Source organism: Sulfitobacter sp. 15WGC (genome assembly GCF_005068605.1).
In the GTDB taxonomy this organism is placed as follows: domain Bacteria; phylum Pseudomonadota; class Alphaproteobacteria; order Rhodobacterales; family Rhodobacteraceae; genus Sulfitobacter; species Sulfitobacter faviae.
In genome coordinates this window covers 32,050-50,527 of record NZ_SZNL01000015.1, presented here as the reverse complement: position 1 = coordinate 50,527, position 18,478 = coordinate 32,050, and the positions used below count along the sequence as shown (strand labels likewise).

Genomic DNA, 18,478 nt, shown 5'->3' with positions numbered 1-18,478 from the left:
TGATTTTTTTTCCAGTCCGCGCGATCTTTCTATTATGGCGGGTCGCAATTCAATCGCTTTCGCCATTCTGCTGAACGCAGAGACGCAAAGACAAAGGAGGCGCGGAGATTATGCCAACTGGCACCGTGAAATGGTTTAACACCACCAAAGGCTACGGGTTCATCGCCCCCGAAAGCGGCGGTAACGATGTATTTGTTCATATTTCGGCGGTCGAACGGTCTGGCCTGACCGGCTTGGCGGACGATCAAAAGGTCAGCTATGAATTGACCGAAGGCCGCGACGGACGGCAGATGGCCACCGACCTCGCGCTGCTCTAGCCACGATATTGCAAGAAAACACCCGGCGTCCCGCGCCGGGCGTTGCTTGAAAGATCAGTTATACGAACAGCCCTTGGTCCCAACCGGGCAAGGCACGCGGGCTGAACGGCGCGGTGTGACCACGCGGTGACGGCGCTGCACGGGGTGCGCCTTGGCCTCAGCATAGGTCATGGTCTGGTTCGGCGTGCCACAACAGATCGCCCCGCCAAGGGTCACCGGTTGCAGCCCTGCCGGGCAATAATTTGCGGCACTGGGATAGGCATAGACCTTGGGCTCTGCCGAGACCTGACCGGCCAGCCCGGCTGAAAGCAGCCCTGCCGCCACTGCAATAGCTGTCGTTACACGCATGATAACCCTCGTAATTATGTATAATATTATCGAAGATTGCCGGGACGCTTTCCTTTAGTCCAGCCTTTTATGTTAAGCCCGTTTTAGTCAGCCGCGCCGGAAGCGTCGCATAGCCGTGAAAGCGGATGCGCCTGCCGCCTTGGCGGGTCGTGCTGATTTCATAATCCGGGTAGCGGTTCAGAAAGCGTTGAAGCGCGATCTTCCCCTCCATCCGAGCCAAGGTCAGCCCAACGCAGACATGCGGGCCACCGGCAAAGGCCAGATGCCGATTGGGCTTGCGCCCGATATCGAATTTTGTCGGCTGATCAAAGACTTCCGGGTCGCGATTCGCAGCCCCGATACAGAGGTGCAGGTTGCTGCCCGCGGCGATCTCGACCCCGCCGATGGTGACCGGGGCCGCGGTCTCCCGGTTGCCGAATTGGTTGGGCGAGCGGAAGCGCAGCACCTCTTCGATACAAGGCTCGATCAGGGCAGGCTCGGCCAGCAGCCGGGCCTTTTGGTCGGGATGGTCATGCAGCAGCGCAAGGGCGCTGCCGATCAGATTGGTCGTCGTCTCATGGCCCGCGTTCAGGATGAAAATACAGTTCTGGATCAACTCGATCTCGGTCAGCTGCCCCCCGTCATCCCCCGCGATCAACCGGGTCAGCACATCGGTTTCAGGGTCCCCCGGCGCGGCCCGGCGCCGCGCGATGAGGTCCTGCAGATAGGCTTTGAACTCGCGCACCGCCGCATGGCCTGCCTCAAGCTCCGCCTCGCTCAAGGTCGGCTCCAGCGCGCCGAGGATCGCCAGCGACCAATCGCGAAGCGGGCCGCGCTCTTCCATCGGCACGTCCAGCAGGTTGCCGATGATCTGCACCGGGATGCAACTGGCATAGTCCTCGATCAGGTCCGGCGTGGGGCCCAACCCCTCAACCAGCCGGTCGACCGTATCGATCAACCCCGGCTCCATCCGCGCGAGCGCCTTGGGCGTAAGGGCCGAGGTCATGATCCGCCGCACGCGGGTATGCAGGGGCGGGTCATTAAAAACGAGGCTGGTGGTATGATGTTCGAACAAGGGGCTGCCGGGGCCGAATTTCGGCGCAAAGGCCAGTTTCTTGTCCGAGATATAAAGCGTGGTGTCGCGGTATATCGCGTTCAGGTCCGCATGGCGGCAGATCAGGACCGAGCCATCAGGCTGGCGCAGCACCGGGGCCTCGCGCAGCAGGCGGTCGTAGTGGGGGAACGGGTTCTCGACAAACCCTTCGGGTGGTGCGGATAGATCAAACATGGCCCGCAGTGATGCCGGCCGCGCGGCCTATGTCAATGGCCGGTCAGTAGCGGCGCAGCCACTCCCGCGCGATGGCACGCGGACCGGATGTGCGCAGGCAAAGGTTGCCCAATTCGATCCATTCGTCTGGGTCGAATTCGGGAAAAAACGCATCGGCGCCGTCGATTTCCACATCCACTTCGGTCACCAAAAGCCGGTCCGCGAGGGGCAAAAGCGCACGGTAGATGCCTTCGCCGCCGATGCCGTAGACCCGGCGATAGCCCTCTGCCGCGCAATAGCCTAAAGCGGCTTCCGGGTCGCGCGCCACATTTACGCCCTCGACCTCGCTGCTGGAGACGACGCAATTCAGCCGGTTTTTCAGTGGCTTGAAGGGCAGGCTCTCCCACGTTCGGCGCCCCATGATGATGGCCCCGCCGGTGGTTTCACGCTGAAAAAACTTCAAGTCTTCGGGCAGCGACCAAGGGATATCCCCGTCCTTGCCAATGGCACCGTTGCGGGCGCGGGCGACAATCAGGCTCAGCATCAGACGGCCACCGGTGCTTTGATCGCGGGGTCGGGATCATAGCCCTCAAAGGTGAAATCCTCATAGCGGAAATCAAAGATCGAACTGACCTCGCGGTTGATCCGCAGTTTTGGCAGCGGCTTGGGCGTGCGCGCAAGCTGGGTTTTCACCTGCTCCAGATGGTTGGAATAGATATGCGCGTCGCCCATGGAATGGACGAAATCACCGGGGATGTAGCCGGTCACATGGGCCAGCATTTCCAAGAGCAGCGCATAGGAGGCGATGTTGAACGGCACGCCAAGGAACATATCCGCCGAGCGCTGGTAAAGCTGCAAATGCAGCTTGCCACCGGCGATGCGCACCTGCCAAAGCGTATGGCAGGGCGGCAGCGCCATCTGGTCCACCTCGCCCGGATTCCACGCCGAAACGATCAGGCGGCGGCTGTCGGGGGTCTTGCGGATCGCCTCGACCAGTTTGGCGATCTGGTCGACCTGCCCGGCCTGATGCAGCACTGTGCCATCGGGCTGGGGCATCGGTTCCCCCACCATCGGAAAACGCCGCCACTGGTGGCCGTAAACCGGGCCGAGATCGCCGTTCTCATCGGCCCATTCGTCCCAGATGCGAACACCGTTTTCCTTGAGATAGGCAATGTTCGTATCCCCGGCGAGGAACCACAAAAGCTCATGCACGATGGATTTCAGATGCAGCTTTTTCGTGGTGACCAGCGGAAAGCCATCGGCCATCCGGTAACGCTGTTGCATTCCGAAATGAGAGATCGTCCCCGTTCCCGTGCGGTCGGTCGAGGTCACCCCCTGCTCCAGCACTTCGCGCAGCGCATCATGGTACTGTTTCATGCGGCGACCCTCGTTAATCTTGGCATTTGCCTTTGCGTTGCCTTCCGGGCCTTTAGCCTACAGCCAATCATTGCGCAATCAACTGACATCGCGCGCCCACTTTGACACCGCCGGTTTCGCACCTAAACTCCACCGCGAAGCGCGAAGGGTTAATTTGCCCCGCCCGCTTTGAACGACATTCAAGCTTGGAAGGGGCGCCGCCCCGTTCGGGCCAGCCAACCAAAGGAAAACCGATGCCCATCAAATACCTGCACACCATGGTGCGCGTGAAAGATCTCGACGCCTCCATCGCATTTTACAAGCTTCTGGGGCTGGTCGAGCGGCGCCGGATCGACAACGAAGGGGGCCGTTTCACGCTGGTTTTCCTCTGCCCCCCGGGCATGGACGACGGTCATGCCGATGTCGAACTGACCTACAATTGGGACGGCGACGACGCACTGCCCAGCGACAGCCGCCATTTCGGCCACCTCGCCTATACGGTCGAGAATATTTATGAGACCTGCCAGCACCTGCAAGACAACGGTGTGACCATCAACCGCCCGCCGCGCGATGGACGCATGGCCTTTGTCCGCTCGCCCGACAATATTTCCGTCGAACTGCTGCAAGAGGGTGACGCCCTGCCCGCGCAGGAGCCATGGGCTAGCATGGAAAACACCGGCCATTGGTAAGGGGTGCCGCCCGCGCCGCCCCGGCGCTGATGAGTGTAGCGCGGGGGGCTTTTATGCCTCCCGCGCTTGAGCCGCGCTTTTCTGATGCCCTGCCGAAGGCAGAGAGATGATCCGCGCCGCCCTTGCCCTTTCTCTCACCCTATCAGGCTCGCAATGGGCCGAGGCCGCCTGTCGGCAGGCACTGGCCTTGGGGCTGGACGTTTCTGGGTCTATCGATGCGCGGGAGTATCGGTTGCAGTTGGGCGGTTTGGCCGAGGCGTTGGACGATCCGCGGCTGCGGGATGCCCTGCTGGCGCGGCCCGGGCATCACGTCGATCTGATGGTCTATGAGTGGAGCGGGTCCGGCGATCAGCGGGTGGTCCTGCCTTGGACGCCATTGCGCGATGCCGCCGCGCTTGACAATGCCATCACCCTTTTGCGCAGCACCGAGCGGCGCGCGGCCTCTCCCGGTACGGCCTTGGGCGATGCGATGCAATTCGGCGCGCAGCAGTTGGCAGCACGGTCGGACTGCCGGAAACACACGCTGGATGTTTCAGGCGATGGCCTCTCGAACTTCGGACCGCGGCCCCGGGATATACGCAACAGCCTGCAAAACCCGCCCCTTGGGCCGCAGGAGCTGACCATCAACGGCTTGGTGATCGGCGCGAAAGACGCGGGCCTTGACGATGGCGGACAGGCCGAGGTCGGCGCGCTGGCGTCATACTACCGGGCCGAGGTCATCCTCGGCCCCGGAGCATTCGTTGAGACGGCAGAGGGGTTCGAAGACTACGCCCGCGCCATGACGCGAAAGCTCCTGCGCGAATTGGACGGGCGGGCCTATGCCCACCTTCCCCCTGCCCGGGATCAGTAGATATAGCGGATCTGATCCGTCCAATACCGCTCCATCCGTTTGAGCGAGCGGGTAATATCCTCGATCCCCGCATCCCCCAAGACACCCTTGCTTTCCATCCCATCCGCATGGCGCGAGAATAGATCGGCTACCACATCGCGGATATAGCGCCCCTTTTCGGTCAGGCGCACGCGCACGGAACGGCGGTCAATCTCGCAGCGCTGGTGGTGCATATAGCCCATTTCGACCAGTTTCTTGAGATTGTAGCTGACGTTGCTGCCCTGATAGTAGCCGCGGCTTTTAAGCTCCCCCGCGGTGACCTCATTATCGCCGATGTTGAACAAAAGCAGCGCCTGCACGGCGTTGATCTCCAACACGCCGACGCGTTCGAATTCGTCCTTGATCACGTCCAGCAGCAAGCGGTGCAGCCGCTCGACCAAGGACAGGGACTCAAGATAGCCTGCCATGAAACCCTTTATGGCCATCGGCTGCGTGGCGGGGTCTTGAATGCTCATGCGAAATCTCCGGTTCACTTTGTTTGAGCCGGAAACTCGCTAAAAAATCAGAATAATTCGTTAAACCCTTTCGGGTTTTCTGAATTAGCCTCGCGCCTCGGCCAATTGCCCACGGATATCCGCGATCAAAGCCGCATATTTGGCGGGTGCCTCGGCCTGTCCGCTGACCCAAAGATAGAGGTCGTGGTCATTCTCGTTCAGCATCTGGTCGTAGAGCGTGAGGCCCGCGTCATCCATCTGGGGCAACCGCGCCTCGGCATAGGCCGAGAGGATCAGGTCCATCTCCTTGATGCCCCGGCGCATAGAGCGCATTTGCAGGCGTTTGATCCGGTGTTCGGGGGCTTCAGCCATCTGCGGGCTCCATCATGAGGCGCCGAATGCGCTTTTCCAATTTGCCGACAGTCTCGGCCTTTTTCAGCAGGTCGCTGCGCAGGGCGCGCATATCGGCCAGCACCTCTTCGAGGTCGACACGGCGCGCGGTCTCGCCCGCTTCGGGGGCATCGACGCCCTCCCCCTCGCCCGTGATCAGCCACATCATCGAGACATTGAGCAGCCCCGCCAGCATCGACAGCCGGTTGGCGCGCGGCTCTGACAGGTCGTCTTCCCAACCGCGCAGGGTGGACAGGCGCACGCCCAGCCGTTTGGCCAGCATCGCCTGTGTCATGCCGGTCTGTTCGCGGGCCGCCGCGACCCGGTCGCCAAAGGTGGCGGCCTCGGGGCCGTACCAGTCAATCTCGTCGGTCATGCTTCCTCTCCTGCCAGACACCCTTGCCGGGTGCGGGGACGCCCCCTATGAACGTGGAGATATTCATAAGCAACCCGAGGCTGAAATGGAACTGCTGTCCGCGACCCTTGATCGGGTCAAACCGTCGCCCACCATCGCCGTCACCACCAAAGCGGCAGAACTCAAGGCCGCAGGGCGCGACATCATCGCGCTTGGCGCGGGCGAGCCGGATTTCGACACGCCGCAGAACATCAAGGACGCAGCCGTGGCCGCGATCAATGCGGGCAAGACGAAATACACCCCCGTCGACGGCATCCCCGAGTTGAAACAGGCGATCTGCGCCAAGTTCAAACGCGACAATGGGCTGGATTACACGCCCGCGCAGGTCAGCGTCGGCACCGGGGGTAAGCAGATCCTCTACAATGCGCTGATGGCCACGATGAACCCCGGCGAAGAGGTCGTGATCCCCGCGCCCTATTGGGTCAGCTACCCCGACATGGTGCTTTTGGCGGGCGGCACGCCGGTCATCGCCCCCGCGACGTTGGAGAATGATTTCAAGCTCACCCCCGAGGCGCTGGAAGAGGCGATCACACCCCAGACCAAGTGGTTCATCTTCAACTCCCCCTCGAACCCCACCGGGGCGGGCTACAGCCGCGACGAGCTGAAGGCGCTGACCGACGTGCTGATGCGCCACCCGCATGTTTGGGTGATGACCGACGACATGTATGAGCACCTCGCCTATGACGGTTTCGAGTTCTGCACGCCCGCGCAGGTGGAACCCGCGCTCTACGACCGCACGCTGACGGTCAACGGGGTGTCGAAAGCCTATGCCATGACCGGCTGGCGCATCGGCTATGCCGCCGGCCCCGAAAAGCTCATTGGCGCGATGCGCAAGATCCAGTCCCAAAGCACCTCGAACCCCTGCACCATCAGCCAATGGGCCGCGGTGGAGGCGCTCGACGGCACGCAGGATTACATCGCCGAAAACAATGAGACCTTCGTGCGCCGCCGCAATCTGGTGGTTGAGATGCTCTCGGCCATCCCCGGCATCACCTGCCCCACGCCCGAGGGGGCGTTTTACGTCTACCCTTCCATCGCCGGGCTGATCGGCAAGACCTCGGCGGCGGGCACCAAGATCACGGATGACGAGGCTTTCGCCACCGCTTTGCTTGAGGAAACCGGCGTTGCGGTCGTCTTTGGCGCGGCCTTCGGGCTTTCGCCGAATTTCCGGGTCAGCTACGCTACCTCGGATGAGGCGCTGAAAGAGGCGTGCAGCCGCATCCAGAGCTTCTGCGCCGGGCTGACGTAAGGGACAACACCATGGCGGGCGATCTTCCCGACTATTACTTCAGGGTCCGCGAGAATGGTGCGGCGGTGTTTCGGCTGGATGCCGCGAACCGCCAGCGCCGGATCGAGATGGAGCAGATCGCCGTCGTCAACATCCGCAACGGAGAGGTGAAGCCCCACGGGCAGCACCGTTTGACCGAAGCCGATCAGGCCGAGATTGCCCGCTGGACCAAGGCCCGCCGCGCGACCCTTGCGGCGCGCGAGATCGACGACATCCGCCGCGCCGTGGAGCATCTGAACCTCACCACCCAATGGGCGCAGTCCCGCGCCACGGACGCCGAGCTTGAGGCGGTGACGGATGAGTTGCTGCTGGCGATGCACGACCTGCGCAGCACGCTGGTGCGCAAAAAGGCAGATCGGATGGACCGGGGCTGAGGCTCAGACCGCCAGCCGCTTGACGATCACGCCCCAGAAACGCGCATTCAGCAGCAGCCCGGCCACCGCCAGCCCCGCCACCAGCCCGGCCCAGATGCCCATGGCCCCGAAGCCCAGCACAAAGCCCAGCAGGTAGGAACAAGGCATGCCGACGATCCAATAGCTGACCGCGGCCATGACCATCGGCACTTTGGTATCCTGCACCCCGCGCAACAGCCCAAGGGCCACCACCTGCGCCCCATCGACCAGTTGGAACAGCGCCGCCATTACCAGAAGCCCGGTGCCGATGGCGAGGATTTCAGCCCGCGCGGGCTCATCCTCTTGCATGAAGACCGAGATCAGCGGCTCGGGCCAGCCGACAAAGCCGACCATGGTGAGCAGCGCAAAGACCAGCGACAGCACGGTCACGATCACCGCCCCGCGCTTCATATGCGGCACGTCGCGGCGGCCATAGGCATTGCCCGCGCGGATCGTGGCGACATTGCTCAGCCCCAGATGCACCATGAAGGTCAGCGAGGCGAGTTGGATCGCGATGCCATGTGCGGCCAGCGGGATCGTCCCTAGCCAGCCCATCATCAGCGAGGAGGCCGCGAAAAGGCCGACTTCGCTCAGCGTGGTCAGGCCAATCGGCAGGCCCAGCGTGAACACCCGCAGCAACATCTGCCCGTCCACCCGCCAGAGGCGCACGAACAGGCTGTGCTGCGGCAGGGCAATCAGCACATAGATCACCACCCCGATCAGCGAGACGCATTGCGTCGTGACCGAGGCCACAGCCGCCCCCATCACACCAAGCTCCGGCGCGCCCCAGTTGCCGAAGATCAGCGCGTAATTCGCCAGCGCATTGACCCCGGCGGCCAGCAGGGTGATCCACAGCACCACCTGCGTGCGCTCCAAGGCGGCGAGGTAGGATTTCAACACCATCACCAAAAGCGCAGGAAGAATGCCCCAGCCCGCCACTTTGAGGTAATCGCCCGCCCGGTCTGCAAGGTTCGGCCCCTGCCCCAAAAGGTCGAGCACCGCGGGCGACCAGATCATCGCGGGCAGCGCGATCATGGCGAACCCCACCGAGAGCCACAGCCCCATGCGCGTGGCGCGGCGCAGGCCAATCTCGTCATCTTCGGCGTCATAGGCGGCCACCAAGGGCATCACCGCCATGGCAAAGCCCGACCCAAAGATGAAGAGCACGAAGAAATAGGTGCTGCCCAAGACCACCGCCGCCAGCGCTTCGACCGAATACCAGCCGAGCATGACGGTATCGGTCACGCCGATGGCCATCTGTGCCAGATGCCCGCCGATCAGCGGCAGGCCGAGTGTCAGGATCGCCCGGACGTGATTGCGGTTGGTCATTGTCTTGGTCATGGAACGAGCCTTACGCCGGGTCGCTGCAAAGGGGAAGTGCGGTTTTTACGCTCTGCCATGGGTTTGCGGGGTGTCGATGCCACTGTTTTGCCATGAAATCCTTGCGTCCGCGGCCCTTAACAGCAAAGCTGATGGCAGGAGGGCTCGCGATGGAACCGACACGGACCGAAACCCGCCGATTGAACGGTCAGGAGATTTTCATTCGTCACTGGGGCGATGAGAGCCTGCCGCCGTTGTTGATGCTCCACGGTTTTCCCGAATACGGCGGCGCGTGGCGTGATCTGGCACCGCTGCTGTGCCAAGACTTCCATTGCATCGCCCCCGACCAGCGCGGTTATGGCCAAAGCAGCGCGCCCGAGGGGATCGAACCCTATGCGATGGCGCATCTCATGGCCGATATGGCCGCTTTGATCGGCGACAGGCCCGTGACCGTCTTGGCACATGACTGGGGGGCCTCCGTGGGCTACGCTTTGGCGATGTTCCGGCCTGAGCTGGTGGCCCGGCTGATCGTGCTCAACGGCGTGCATCCGGTGCCGTTTCAGCGCGCCATGGCCGCAGGCGGCGCGCAGTCGCGCGCTTCGCAATATATCAACGCCCTGCGCGCCGAAGGCAGCGCGGTGCGGCTGGCAAGGGACGATTTCGCGGGGCTGCTCGACCTTTTTTCCGCCAATATGGACCTCAGCTGGCTGACGCCCGCGCGGCTTGAGGACTACCGCGCGGAATGGGGGCGGCCTGGGCGACTCAGGGCGATGATCAACTGGTATCGCGCCTCCCCCCTGCAAGTCGCCGCGCCGGGCAAGCCCCTGCGCGACCTGCCAGAATTTCCGGTCGACCGTTTGCGCGTCCCCTGCCCGCACCTGCTGATTTGGGGAACGGAAGACACCGCCCTGCTGCCCGAAGCCACCGCCGGGTTGGAGGCTTTCGCGCCAGACCTCACGCGGGTCGAGATCGAAGGGGCGGATCATTGGCTGCACCACCAAAAGCCGTCGGAGGTGGCGGTGGCGGTGCTCGACTGGTGTGGGCAGCGGCCCTTGTAAAATGGGCGAAATAATGTATATTAGGATATGCATTCAGGAGCCGCGCCATGACCCGCATTCACACCAACCACATCGCCACCATGACCGAAATGCGCGAGCCGCATAAGGTATTGGAACGCTCGGGCGGCAAGCCCGTGGCGGTGATGAAGAACTCGCGCTGCGTGGGCTATTTCGTGCCCGCCGAGGCGACGTTGCAAGAAGAGCCGCGCGTGGCCACGCTGGATGAGGTGATGGAGAGCATTGCCGCCACCCGTGAGCAAACCCAGCCCGTGCTCGACTACCTCAAAGACAAATGACCCATGTTTTGCTGAACGCCGAGCTTGTCGAAACGATTCACGATGCCGTCTTGAACCCCGGTGAACTCGCGGGTCGGGCGCTGGATAAATCGCTCGATGGGGCACTGGGCCGCGTGGACAACAGGCTGGTTTACGGGATGATTTCGGATACCTTCGATCTTGCCGCCGCCTATTGCGTCGCCGTGGCCACCGGTCATGTCTTCAATGATGCGAACAAACGCACCGCCTATAAGACCATGATCGTCTGTCTTCACCTCAATGGCATCCGGATCGACCACGAAACCATCGAGGCAGGCGATCTGATCCGCGAAGTGGCCCAAGGCCGCATCGACGAAGAGACCCTTGCCGACTGGCTGCGCGCCAAAGCTGGCTGACCGGGGCAAAACAGCAGCCCAAGACAAACCCGCGATTGCCCCCGGCGCGCGGGGCTGTCAAAATGGCCCCCACCCACAAACAAAGAGCAGGCCCGCATGACCGACCTTCTTTCCGGCCAGGAACCCACCGAATACGATGCCTCCTCCATCGAAGTGCTGGAGGGGCTGGAGCCCGTCCGCAAACGCCCCGGCATGTATATCGGCGGCACCGATGAACGCGCGCTGCACCACATGGTAGCCGAAGTGCTCGACAACTCGATGGACGAGGCGGTCGCGGGCCATGCCAACCGCATCGAGGTGGAGCTGAACGCCGATTATTCGGTCACCATCCGCGACAACGGCCGCGGCATTCCGATCGACCCGCACCCGAAGTTCCCAGACAAATCCGCACTTGAGGTGATCCTCTGCACGTTGCACGCGGGCGGTAAGTTCTCGGGCAAGGCTTATCAGACCTCGGGCGGTCTGCACGGCGTGGGCGCCTCGGTCGTGAACGCGCTGTCGGATTCCATGGTGGTTCAGGTCGCGCGCAACCGCGAGCTTTTCGAGCAGCGGTTCTCGCGCGGCATCCCGCAGGGCCCGGTGGAGAAGATCGGCGCGGCGCCCAACCGGCGCGGCACCACCGTCACTTTCCACGCCGACGAACAGATTTTCGGCGCGCATCGCTTCAAGCCCGCGCGTCTGCTCAAGATGGTCCGCTCCAAGGCCTATCTCTTCTCTGGCGTCGAGATCCGCTGGAAGTCCGAGATCGAGGACGGCGACACCCCGATGGAGGCGACCTTCCACTTCCCCGGTGGCCTCGCCGACTACCTGCGCGAGACGCTGGGCAAGGCCACGACCTACGCCGAGAACCCCTTTGCCGGGACGGTCGATTTTCAGGAACGCTTCGGCGTGCCGGGCAAGGTCGAATGGGCGATCAACTGGACGCCGGCGCGCGACGGTTTCATCCAGTCTTACTGTAACACCGTCCCCACGCCCGAGGGCGGCACACACGAAAGCGGCTTCTGGGCCGCAATCCTGAAAGGCATCCGGGCCTATGGCGAGTTGGCCAACAACCGCAAGGCCAAGGACATCACCCGCGACGACCTGATCACCGGGGGCTGCGCGCTGGTCTCCTGCTTCATCCGCGAGCCGGAATTCGTGGGCCAGACCAAGGACCGTCTCGCCACCACCGAGGCGCAGCGATTGGTCGAAAACGCCGTGCGCGACCATTTCGACAACTGGCTGGCGGCGGACACGAAATCCGCGGGCGCGATCCTCGACTTCCTCGTGCTGCGCGCCGAGGAGCGGATGCGCCGCAAGCAAGAGAAAGAGACCGCCCGCAAATCCGCCACCAAGAAGCTGCGGCTGCCCGGCAAGCTGACCGATTGCACCAGCAAATCGCGCGAGGGCACGGAGCTTTTCATCGTCGAGGGCGACAGCGCCGGCGGCTCCGGCAAGGGCGCGCGCAACCGCGAGAAACAGGCGCTGCTGCCGCTTAAGGGCAAGATCCTCAACGTACTGGGCGCGGCCTCGAGCAAGCTGTCGACCAATGCCGAGATCAACGACCTCTGCGAGGCGCTCGGCGTTGGCATGGGCACGAAGTTCAACCTCGACGATCTGCGCTACGACAAGATCATCATCATGACCGACGCCGACGTCGACGGCGCGCATATCGCCTCGCTTCTGATGACCTTCTTCTTCACCCAGATGCGCCCGCTGATTGACGCAGGGCACCTCTACCTCGCCTGCCCGCCACTCTTCCGCCTCACCCAAGGCGCCAAGCGGGTCTATTGCCTAGACGAAGCCGAGAAGAACCTGTGGCTGGAGAAGGGCCTCGGCGGCAGGGGCAAGATCGACGTCAGCCGCTTCAAGGGTCTGGGCGAGATGGACGCGAAGGACCTCAAAGAGACCACGATGGACCCCGAGACCCGTAAGCTCATCCGCGTGACCGTGGACGAAGACGTGCCGGGCGAGACCGGGGATCTGGTCGAGCGGCTGATGGGGAAGAAGCCGGAGATGCGGTTCGCTTATATTCAGCAGAACGCGCAGTTTGTGGAGGAGTTGGATGTTTGAGGGGTAGAACGCCACCTGCCGCGATCGCACGCCAACTTCGTCAAGAAGCTGGATTTGGGTGCGCCGTCTGCGGCTGTCCAATTATTGAATACCATCATATTATTGAATGGCGTGAAGAAAAGCACTTCAAACCAGAACATATGGTTGCCCTTTGCCCGAGTCATCACTCGGAGTATGGAAAACTTCCCAAAGCTAAGTCCTACTCAGCCAAAGCCAATCCAATCAATATTCGCAACGGAAAGATAAGTGGGTACCTCGGCGGGAATCGAGAACAGAGAGTTCTTAGGTTAGGCTCAATGATCGTAGAAGATTGCGTCACAGCAATAGACTACGGGGGAAACTCGATTATCGGATATCGACAGATAGACGGAGAGTTCAGACTGAACGTCTTTATTCCTGATGAAGAATTTTGGCCTGAGGTCGAAATAAAGCAAAACGTTATGGCCGCTAGCATCGGGCAGTTCTGGGACATCGAGTTTAAGACAAATTGGGTTAAGTTCCGCCGCGCAAAAGGGAACGTATTCTTAACAATCGACTTCCGAGGGGATGAGGTGGAAATCGACGGAGAGCTGAATTTAGGAGGAAACCTAGTTTCGCTATCTGAAGCACAAAACCGCATGGGTGGCGGAACCTTCAAGAACGTCCGAATGCGAAATTGCCATACAGCATTAGCCATAGGTCCAGACGGGCGTGTTTTCCGTCCAAACTACGCAATGCGGTCTCCACGAGCTTGGTATATGCCTAGGGCGCTCTAGCCCCGCCCGGGACCCCGTCCCGGGCCGCGCCTGTCCGGGGCTCCGCCCGTTCAGACCTCAAACTCTCCCCCAGAGAGTTTGCGAGACGGTCTTCACCCTCCCCCACGGGGAGGGCGCACATGCGTGCACCCCGCGGCTTGCGCCGCCCTCCGGGCTGAAAAGGTCCACTGGACCTTTTCCAAGTAGCCCTTCGGCCCGAGGTCGGGCGCGGCCCTAATGTTTCGCGGTTGTCCAAACTTCCCCCTTGATCCGCAGCCTCCCCCGCGCCTAACTCATCCCATGATCCGCGCGCTTCTCCTCTGCCTCCTCCTCGCCGCCTGCGGTCGACCGCTGACGGACAACGAACGCGCCTATCTCGCCACCATTCACGGCGCCTCGGTCGATTACGACCGCGTGCGCCTGCATGACGGCGCCCCCACCCGCGCTGTCACCTTCCGCCGCAAACCCCGCCCGCGCACCACCTGCCGCGAGCGTATCCTGCCGCCGCAGGTGGGCGAGACCGTCACCTCGAAACCCGCCGCCGTGGCGCTCTTCAACCATGTGCTGTTCGACAAGGATTGGTACCTTGAGGACTACCTGCCCGATCACCCCGACCGCATCGGGCTGATCGCCGCCATGCTGCTGGCGCATGAGATCACCCATGTCTGGCAATGGCAGAACCGCGACCTCACCGGCTACACGCCCCTGCGTGCGGCCTCCGAGCAGTTCACCAGCCCGGACCCCTACCTCTTCGACGTGGATACCAAGCCGCGGTTCCTCGATTTCGGCTATGAGCAACAAGGCTCGGTCGTGGAGGAATTCGTCTGCTGCCGCGCGCTTGATCCGCAGGCGCCGCGCACCAAGCGGCTGCACGCTATGCTGTCGGAGGTCATGCCCGTGGCCCCCCTGCCCCAAAGCCGCTCCTATGACGTGGGCCTGCCCTGGGACGGGGTCGAGTTAGAAAACATCTGCGGCTGAGTCAGACCGGCACCAACTGCCCCGCGTCGAGCCGAATTTGACGGTCCATCCGGGCCGCCAGTTCGAGATTATGCGTGGCGATCACCGCCGAAAGCCCGGTGCCGCGCACCAGCGCCATCAGCGCGGCAAAGACCTGATCCGAGGTCGAGGGGTCGAGGTTGCCCGTGGGCTCGTCTGCCAGCAGCAGGCGCGGCTCATTGGCCAGCGCGCGACAGAAGGCCACCCGCTGCTGCTCGCCGCCCGACATGGCGGCGGGGCGGTGGTCGGCGCGCTCGGCGATGCCCACCTGCGTCAGAAGCTCCCGCCCCCGCGCCTCGGCCGTCTTGCGCGCCACGCCATTGGCAAGCTGCGGCAGCACGATGTTTTCCAGCGCTGTGAACTCGGGCAGCAGGTGGTGGAACTGGTAGATGAAGCCCACGTCGGCGCGGCGCACGGCTGTGCGGCGGCGGTCGCTCTGGCCGGTAAGGTCATCGCCCGCGATCTCCACCGTGCCGCTGTCGGCGGTGTCCAGAAGCCCCGCGATATGCAGCAGCGTCGACTTGCCGGCCCCGGAGGGTGCGACCAGCGCCACCACCTCGCCGGGGGCGACGGCAAGGTCGATGCCGCGCAGCACCTGCACCTCATTCGGCGCACCGGGGTTGTAGGCCTTGGAAATGGCGCTCAGGCGCAGGACGGGATCATTCATAGCGCAGGGCCTCCACCGGGTTCATCCGCGCCGCGCGGCGGGCGGGAAAGATCGTGACGACAAAGGACAGGCCAAGCGACAGCGCCACGGCTGAGAGTACATCGCCCAATTGCAGTTTCGCGGGCAAGAAATAAATGCCGCGGATCGAAGCGTCCCAGGCATTGCCACCGCTGAGGTAGTTCACGAAGCCGAAGATCTGGTCGACGTAAGTGGCAAACAGCACCCCCAGCACCACGCCCGCAATGGTGCCGATGATGCCTGTGAAGGCCCCGCAGATGAAGAAGACCCGCAGCACCGAGCCCTCGCTCAGCCCCATGGTGCGCAGAATGCCGATGTCGCGGCCCTTGTTCTTGACCAGCATGATCAGCCCCGAGACGATGTTCATCGCCGCGATCAGCACCAGAACGCTGAGGATCACGAACATCACCCGGTCCTCGATATCGAGCGCCGAGAGGAAGGAGCTTGAGGCGTCGCGCCACGTCCAGACCTGCGCGCGCTCACCCGCCGCCTGCATCAGCGCGGGCGCCATGGCATCCACCCCTTCCGGGTCCTCGACCATGACCTCCAGCTCATCGGCCACGCCCTCGCGGTTGAAAAAGCTCTGCGCCTCGGTGATCGGCAGGTAAACCCGAGTTTTATCAATGTCGTAGCGCCCGGCAGAGAAGATATAGACCACCTCATAGGCATTGACCCGCGGGCTGGTGCCAAAGGCCGTCTTGACCCCATTGGGCGAGATCAGCTTGACGCTATCGCCGACCTGCACGCCCAAGGACTGCGCCACGCCGCTGCCGATGGCCATGCCCTCTTCAAAACGCGTGATGTCACCGAAAGAACGCTCCGAAGGCTGGATGCCGGGGATGGTCATCAAATCATCCGAAGCGATGCCGAAGACCTCGACGCCTGCGTTCGACTGGCGGCGGTTGGCCATGACCTGTTGCCGCACCAGCGGGGCGACACGGGTCACGCCTTCGACGGTTGCCACCCGCTCGGCCATGGCCTCGTAATCGTCGATGGTGCGGTCGATCTGGCCGTTGGGCAGCACCTCCCCCATCGTGTAGACGGTGACATGGGCATTGGCCCCGAGGATCGTGTCGACGAACTCGGCGCGAAACCCTGAGCGCACCGAGAGCGTGGCGATCAGCGCGAAGACCGCCAGCGTGATGCCGATGAGGCTGATCCACGTCATGACGCTGACGCCCCCTTCGGCGCGGCGGGCGCGCAGGTAGCGCCAAGCGATCATCCATTCAAAGGCCGCGAATGGGGCGGTGCGTGTGGGTTTGCTGGCCATGCGGGAAGGCTCCGGTCTGAGGTGCGCGCAACCTGAGGCTTTGCCCCAGCAGGGTCAAGAACGCAATGCCCGGCGGCGGCGGAAGCGCGCGGGCCATGTGGGCAGCCACAGCAGCAGGCCGGTGAGACTGGCCCCCGCGGTGAACCCCAAACCGGCGAAGAGCCATTCGACCCGGCTGCGCGGGGCGGTGGGGGCAAAGCCGCGCAGGGCGGCGCGCAAAGCTTCGGCATCCGGGCTGCGCCATAGCAGATAGCAGCGCAGGAACGGGCCCGCTGACTGGAGCCGTGGCAATGCGGCCTCAAGCCACCCTTGCCGTTCGATGTTGCGGCGCATGTCCAAGCCCCGGCGTTCCAGCAGCGCCGATCCACGCAGCCGCGCCACGGCGCCTTCCCGGTTCAGCCCTGCGGCCTGCGCGGCGGCATCGAAATCCGCCACGACTTTGGCGAGGCGCTGCTCCGCCGCCTCCAGTTGAAACACATAGGCCCGGGTGAACCCCGGGCCTTGTGCGGCAATGCCTGCGCTTACGATCCCACCGGCCAATGTCAGCGTCCGCAGGATCATCGCGGCCCTCAGACGATACCGGCGTAGATCTTGGCGATCTTCTCAACCGCCTGTTCGGGCGGCAGTTCCTCGCTCTCGCCCGTGCGGCGGCTGGTAAGTTCGACCACGCCGTTCTTCAGCCCGCGCGGCCGACGGTGATGCGCCATGGCAGACCGATGAGGTCCATCGTGGCGAACTTCATCCCCGCCCCGCCTTTGCGGTCGTCATAAAGCGGATCGAGGCCCAGCGCCTTGAGGCTGTTGTAAAGTGCGTCACAGGCGGCGTCGGCCTCCGCATCGCCCTGTTTAAGGTTCACGATCCCCGCGTGGAAAGGCGTCACCCCCTCGGGCCAGATGATGCCCTTGTCATCATGGCTGGCTTCGATGATCGCGCCCAGCAGGCGGCTGACGCCGATGCCGTGGCTGCCCATATGCACCGGCACCTGTTTGCCGTCGGGGCCTTGCACCTTGGCGTTCATCGCGTCGGAATATTTGGTGCCGAAATAGAAGATTTGCCCCACTTCGATGCCGCGGGCGCTGCGCTGGCGCTCTTCCGGTACCTTGGCAAATACCTCCGGGTCGTGGGTCTCATCCGTGCGGGCGTAGCGCGAGGTGAACTCTTCGAGCACCGCGCGGCAGGCGTCGTGATCATTTGGGTCGATCTCGCGGTCACCAAAGGTCAGATCGGTGATCTCGCTGTCATAGAAAACCTCCGACTCGCCCGTTTCGGCCAGCACGAGGAACTCATGCGTGTCATCGCCGCCGATGGGGCCAGAGTCGGCGCGCATCGGGATCGCTTGAAGGCCCATCCGCTCATAGGTGCGCAGGTAGCTGACCAGATGGCGGTTATAGGCGTGCAACGCGTCTTCTTTGGTGAGGTCGAAGTTGTAGCCGTCCTTCATCAGGAACTCACGCCCCCGCATCACGCCGAAACGCGGGCGGATCTCGTCACGGAACTTCCACTGGATGTGGTAGAGCGTCAGCGGCAGGTCTTTGTAAGAGCCGACATGGCTGCGGAAGATGTCGGTGATCATCTCCTCGTTGGTGGGGCCATAAAGCATGTCGCGGTCCTGCCGGTCGCGGATGCGCAGCATCTCGGGGCCATAGGCGTCATAGCGGCCCGATTCCTTCCACAGGTCCGCCGATTGCAGCGTCGGCATCAGCATCGGGATATGGCCCACGCGCTGCTGCTCTTGGTGCACGATCTCTTCGACCTTGCGCAGCACCTTGTAGCCCAGCGGCAGCCAAGAATAGATCCCCGCGCTGGATTGCTTGATCATCCCCGCCCGCAGCATCAACCGGTGGCTGACGATCTGCGCCTCGGCAGGGTTTTCCTTCAGCACGGGTAGAAAATATTGGGACAGACGCATGGTGTTTCCTCATTGACGCA

Annotated in this window: 22 protein-coding genes and 1 pseudogene; 11 read left to right on the top strand and 12 right to left on the bottom strand. The window is 63.0% G+C overall.

Going from position 1 to position 18,478, the window contains the following annotated elements:
* Positions 1-110: 110 nt before the first annotated feature.
* Positions 111-317: a cold-shock protein gene (locus FCK22_RS13340; RefSeq protein ID WP_067262111.1), complete on the top strand. Its 207-nt coding sequence runs from the start codon at positions 111-113 to the stop codon at positions 315-317.
* Positions 318-371: 54 nt separating this feature from the next.
* Here FCK22_RS13340 and FCK22_RS13335 read toward each other — a convergent pair whose 3' ends face one another.
* The 4 genes from FCK22_RS13335 to FCK22_RS13320 form a co-directional block, all read right to left on the bottom strand.
* The gene (locus FCK22_RS13335) at positions 372-665 is read right to left on the bottom strand and encodes a hypothetical protein (protein ID WP_067262113.1); all 294 of its coding nucleotides are present in this window, start codon (positions 663-665) and stop codon (positions 372-374) included.
* 67 nt (positions 666-732) lie between these two features.
* Positions 733-1,932 carry a cytochrome P450 gene (locus tag FCK22_RS13330; RefSeq protein ID WP_067262119.1) on the bottom strand — a complete coding sequence of 400 codons (1,200 nt, stop codon included), beginning with the start codon at positions 1,930-1,932 and terminating at the stop codon, positions 733-735.
* A 43-nt stretch (positions 1,933-1,975) separates the two neighbouring features.
* Positions 1,976-2,455, bottom strand: coding sequence for a dihydrofolate reductase (locus FCK22_RS13325; protein ID WP_067262121.1), 480 nt, complete (start codon positions 2,453-2,455; stop codon positions 1,976-1,978).
* Entirely contained in the window at positions 2,455-3,288 is an 834-nt protein-coding gene (locus FCK22_RS13320) for a thymidylate synthase (RefSeq protein WP_067262123.1), read from the bottom strand. The genes FCK22_RS13325 and FCK22_RS13320 overlap by 1 nt, the downstream gene beginning before the upstream one ends.
* 233 nt (positions 3,289-3,521) lie before the next feature.
* On the opposite strand from FCK22_RS13320, the gene FCK22_RS13315 reads away from it, so the two are divergent.
* Positions 3,522-3,956, top strand: coding sequence for a VOC family protein (locus FCK22_RS13315; protein WP_067262125.1), 435 nt, complete (start codon positions 3,522-3,524; stop codon positions 3,954-3,956).
* Between the two features lie 106 nt (positions 3,957-4,062).
* Positions 4,063-4,806, top strand: coding sequence for a DUF1194 domain-containing protein (locus FCK22_RS13310; protein WP_067262127.1), 744 nt, complete (start codon positions 4,063-4,065; stop codon positions 4,804-4,806).
* Here the strand turns inward: FCK22_RS13310 and FCK22_RS13305 are convergent.
* The 3 genes from FCK22_RS13305 to FCK22_RS13295 all read right to left on the bottom strand — a co-directional run bounded on the left by FCK22_RS13305 (position 4,800) and on the right by FCK22_RS13295 (position 6,045).
* Positions 4,800-5,300 carry a winged helix DNA-binding protein gene (locus FCK22_RS13305; protein WP_067262129.1) on the bottom strand — a complete coding sequence of 167 codons (501 nt, stop codon included), beginning with the start codon at positions 5,298-5,300 and terminating at the stop codon, positions 4,800-4,802. The two genes, FCK22_RS13310 and FCK22_RS13305, sit on opposite strands and share 7 nt — an antisense overlap.
* Positions 5,301-5,384: 84 nt before the next feature.
* Positions 5,385-5,651, bottom strand: a complete 267-nt coding sequence (locus tag FCK22_RS13300; RefSeq protein WP_067262130.1) for a succinate dehydrogenase assembly factor 2 — start codon at positions 5,649-5,651, stop codon at positions 5,385-5,387.
* Positions 5,644-6,045 carry a helix-turn-helix domain-containing protein gene (locus FCK22_RS13295; RefSeq protein ID WP_067262132.1) on the bottom strand — a complete coding sequence of 134 codons (402 nt, stop codon included), beginning with the start codon at positions 6,043-6,045 and terminating at the stop codon, positions 5,644-5,646. The genes FCK22_RS13300 and FCK22_RS13295 overlap by 8 nt, the downstream gene beginning before the upstream one ends.
* 85 nt (positions 6,046-6,130) lie before the next feature.
* Between FCK22_RS13295 and FCK22_RS13290 the strand changes: the two genes are divergently transcribed.
* Both FCK22_RS13290 and FCK22_RS13285 read left to right on the top strand, forming a co-directional pair.
* Positions 6,131-7,333: a pyridoxal phosphate-dependent aminotransferase gene (locus FCK22_RS13290; RefSeq protein WP_067262134.1), complete on the top strand. Its 1,203-nt coding sequence runs from the start codon at positions 6,131-6,133 to the stop codon at positions 7,331-7,333.
* Between the two features lie 11 nt (positions 7,334-7,344).
* Positions 7,345-7,746, top strand: a complete 402-nt coding sequence (locus FCK22_RS13285; RefSeq protein ID WP_067262135.1) for a hypothetical protein — start codon at positions 7,345-7,347, stop codon at positions 7,744-7,746.
* A gap of 3 nt (positions 7,747-7,749) precedes the next feature.
* Here FCK22_RS13285 and FCK22_RS13280 read toward each other — a convergent pair whose 3' ends face one another.
* Entirely contained in the window at positions 7,750-9,105 is a 1,356-nt protein-coding gene (locus FCK22_RS13280) for an MATE family efflux transporter (protein ID WP_136720485.1), read from the bottom strand.
* A gap of 149 nt (positions 9,106-9,254) precedes the next feature.
* Between FCK22_RS13280 and FCK22_RS13275 the strand changes: the two genes are divergently transcribed.
* The 6 genes from FCK22_RS13275 (at position 9,255) to FCK22_RS13250 (ending at position 14,576) form a co-directional block, all read left to right on the top strand.
* Positions 9,255-10,142: an alpha/beta hydrolase gene (locus tag FCK22_RS13275; RefSeq protein WP_067263646.1), complete on the top strand. Its 888-nt coding sequence runs from the start codon at positions 9,255-9,257 to the stop codon at positions 10,140-10,142.
* Between the two features lie 47 nt (positions 10,143-10,189).
* Positions 10,190-10,438: a hypothetical protein gene (locus tag FCK22_RS13270; protein ID WP_067263649.1), complete on the top strand. Its 249-nt coding sequence runs from the start codon at positions 10,190-10,192 to the stop codon at positions 10,436-10,438.
* Complete coding sequence (locus FCK22_RS13265; RefSeq protein WP_067263651.1) at positions 10,435-10,812, top strand: type II toxin-antitoxin system death-on-curing family toxin; 378 nt, start codon at positions 10,435-10,437, stop codon at positions 10,810-10,812. The genes FCK22_RS13270 and FCK22_RS13265 overlap by 4 nt, the downstream gene beginning before the upstream one ends.
* A 96-nt stretch (positions 10,813-10,908) precedes the next feature.
* A complete protein-coding gene (parE, locus tag FCK22_RS13260) occupies positions 10,909-12,864 on the top strand; it encodes a DNA topoisomerase IV subunit B (protein ID WP_067263654.1) in 1,956 nt (651 codons plus the stop codon).
* The gene (locus tag FCK22_RS13255) at positions 12,861-13,619 is read left to right on the top strand and encodes an HNH endonuclease signature motif containing protein (RefSeq protein WP_136720484.1); all 759 of its coding nucleotides are present in this window, start codon (positions 12,861-12,863) and stop codon (positions 13,617-13,619) included. Before parE ends, FCK22_RS13255 begins: the two co-directional genes overlap by 4 nt.
* Positions 13,620-13,898: 279 nt before the next feature.
* On the top strand, positions 13,899-14,576 hold the full coding sequence (locus FCK22_RS13250; protein WP_067263658.1) for a hypothetical protein: 678 nt from the start codon (positions 13,899-13,901) through the stop codon (positions 14,574-14,576).
* Position 14,577: 1 nt separating this feature from the next.
* Here FCK22_RS13250 and FCK22_RS13245 read toward each other — a convergent pair whose 3' ends face one another.
* The 4 genes and pseudogenes from FCK22_RS13245 to proS all read right to left on the bottom strand — a co-directional run bounded on the left by FCK22_RS13245 (position 14,578) and on the right by proS (position 18,458).
* Positions 14,578-15,261, bottom strand: coding sequence for an ABC transporter ATP-binding protein (locus FCK22_RS13245; RefSeq protein WP_136720483.1), 684 nt, complete (start codon positions 15,259-15,261; stop codon positions 14,578-14,580).
* Positions 15,254-16,549 carry a lipoprotein-releasing ABC transporter permease subunit gene (locus tag FCK22_RS13240; RefSeq protein WP_067265481.1) on the bottom strand — a complete coding sequence of 432 codons (1,296 nt, stop codon included), beginning with the start codon at positions 16,547-16,549 and terminating at the stop codon, positions 15,254-15,256. Before FCK22_RS13240 ends, FCK22_RS13245 begins: the two co-directional genes overlap by 8 nt.
* Positions 16,550-16,603: 54 nt before the next feature.
* Complete coding sequence (locus FCK22_RS13235; protein ID WP_067265480.1) at positions 16,604-17,110, bottom strand: DUF2937 family protein; 507 nt, start codon at positions 17,108-17,110, stop codon at positions 16,604-16,606.
* Positions 17,111-17,118: 8 nt separating this feature from the next.
* Positions 17,119-18,458: pseudogene (proS, locus tag FCK22_RS13230) on the bottom strand (proline--tRNA ligase).
* Positions 18,459-18,478: the final 20 nt, after the last annotated feature.

Bases quoted from the DNA above. Each gene is read 5' to 3' on its own strand.
- FCK22_RS13340 (WP_067262111.1), top strand. From the start codon at position 111: ATGCCAACTGGCACCGTGAAATGGTTTAACACCACCAAAGGCTACGGG.
- FCK22_RS13335 (WP_067262113.1), bottom strand. From the start codon at position 665: ATGCGTGTAACGACAGCTATTGCAGTGGCGGCAGGGCTGCTTTCAGCC.
- FCK22_RS13330 (WP_067262119.1), bottom strand. From the start codon at position 1,932: ATGTTTGATCTATCCGCACCACCCGAAGGGTTTGTCGAGAACCCGTTC.
- FCK22_RS13325 (WP_067262121.1), bottom strand. From the start codon at position 2,455: ATGCTGAGCCTGATTGTCGCCCGCGCCCGCAACGGTGCCATTGGCAAG.
- FCK22_RS13320 (WP_067262123.1), bottom strand. From the start codon at position 3,288: ATGAAACAGTACCATGATGCGCTGCGCGAAGTGCTGGAGCAGGGGGTG.
- FCK22_RS13315 (WP_067262125.1), top strand. From the start codon at position 3,522: ATGCCCATCAAATACCTGCACACCATGGTGCGCGTGAAAGATCTCGAC.
- FCK22_RS13310 (WP_067262127.1), top strand. From the start codon at position 4,063: ATGATCCGCGCCGCCCTTGCCCTTTCTCTCACCCTATCAGGCTCGCAA.
- FCK22_RS13305 (WP_067262129.1), bottom strand. From the start codon at position 5,300: ATGAGCATTCAAGACCCCGCCACGCAGCCGATGGCCATAAAGGGTTTC.
- FCK22_RS13300 (WP_067262130.1), bottom strand. From the start codon at position 5,651: ATGGCTGAAGCCCCCGAACACCGGATCAAACGCCTGCAAATGCGCTCT.
- FCK22_RS13295 (WP_067262132.1), bottom strand. From the start codon at position 6,045: ATGACCGACGAGATTGACTGGTACGGCCCCGAGGCCGCCACCTTTGGC.
- FCK22_RS13290 (WP_067262134.1), top strand. From the start codon at position 6,131: ATGGAACTGCTGTCCGCGACCCTTGATCGGGTCAAACCGTCGCCCACC.
- FCK22_RS13285 (WP_067262135.1), top strand. From the start codon at position 7,345: ATGGCGGGCGATCTTCCCGACTATTACTTCAGGGTCCGCGAGAATGGT.
- FCK22_RS13280 (WP_136720485.1), bottom strand. From the start codon at position 9,105: ATGACCAAGACAATGACCAACCGCAATCACGTCCGGGCGATCCTGACA.
- FCK22_RS13275 (WP_067263646.1), top strand. From the start codon at position 9,255: ATGGAACCGACACGGACCGAAACCCGCCGATTGAACGGTCAGGAGATT.
- FCK22_RS13270 (WP_067263649.1), top strand. From the start codon at position 10,190: ATGACCCGCATTCACACCAACCACATCGCCACCATGACCGAAATGCGC.
- FCK22_RS13265 (WP_067263651.1), top strand. From the start codon at position 10,435: ATGACCCATGTTTTGCTGAACGCCGAGCTTGTCGAAACGATTCACGAT.
- parE (WP_067263654.1), top strand. From the start codon at position 10,909: ATGACCGACCTTCTTTCCGGCCAGGAACCCACCGAATACGATGCCTCC.
- FCK22_RS13250 (WP_067263658.1), top strand. From the start codon at position 13,899: ATGATCCGCGCGCTTCTCCTCTGCCTCCTCCTCGCCGCCTGCGGTCGA.
- FCK22_RS13245 (WP_136720483.1), bottom strand. From the start codon at position 15,261: ATGAATGATCCCGTCCTGCGCCTGAGCGCCATTTCCAAGGCCTACAAC.
- FCK22_RS13240 (WP_067265481.1), bottom strand. From the start codon at position 16,549: ATGGCCAGCAAACCCACACGCACCGCCCCATTCGCGGCCTTTGAATGG.
- FCK22_RS13235 (WP_067265480.1), bottom strand. From the start codon at position 17,110: ATGATCCTGCGGACGCTGACATTGGCCGGTGGGATCGTAAGCGCAGGC.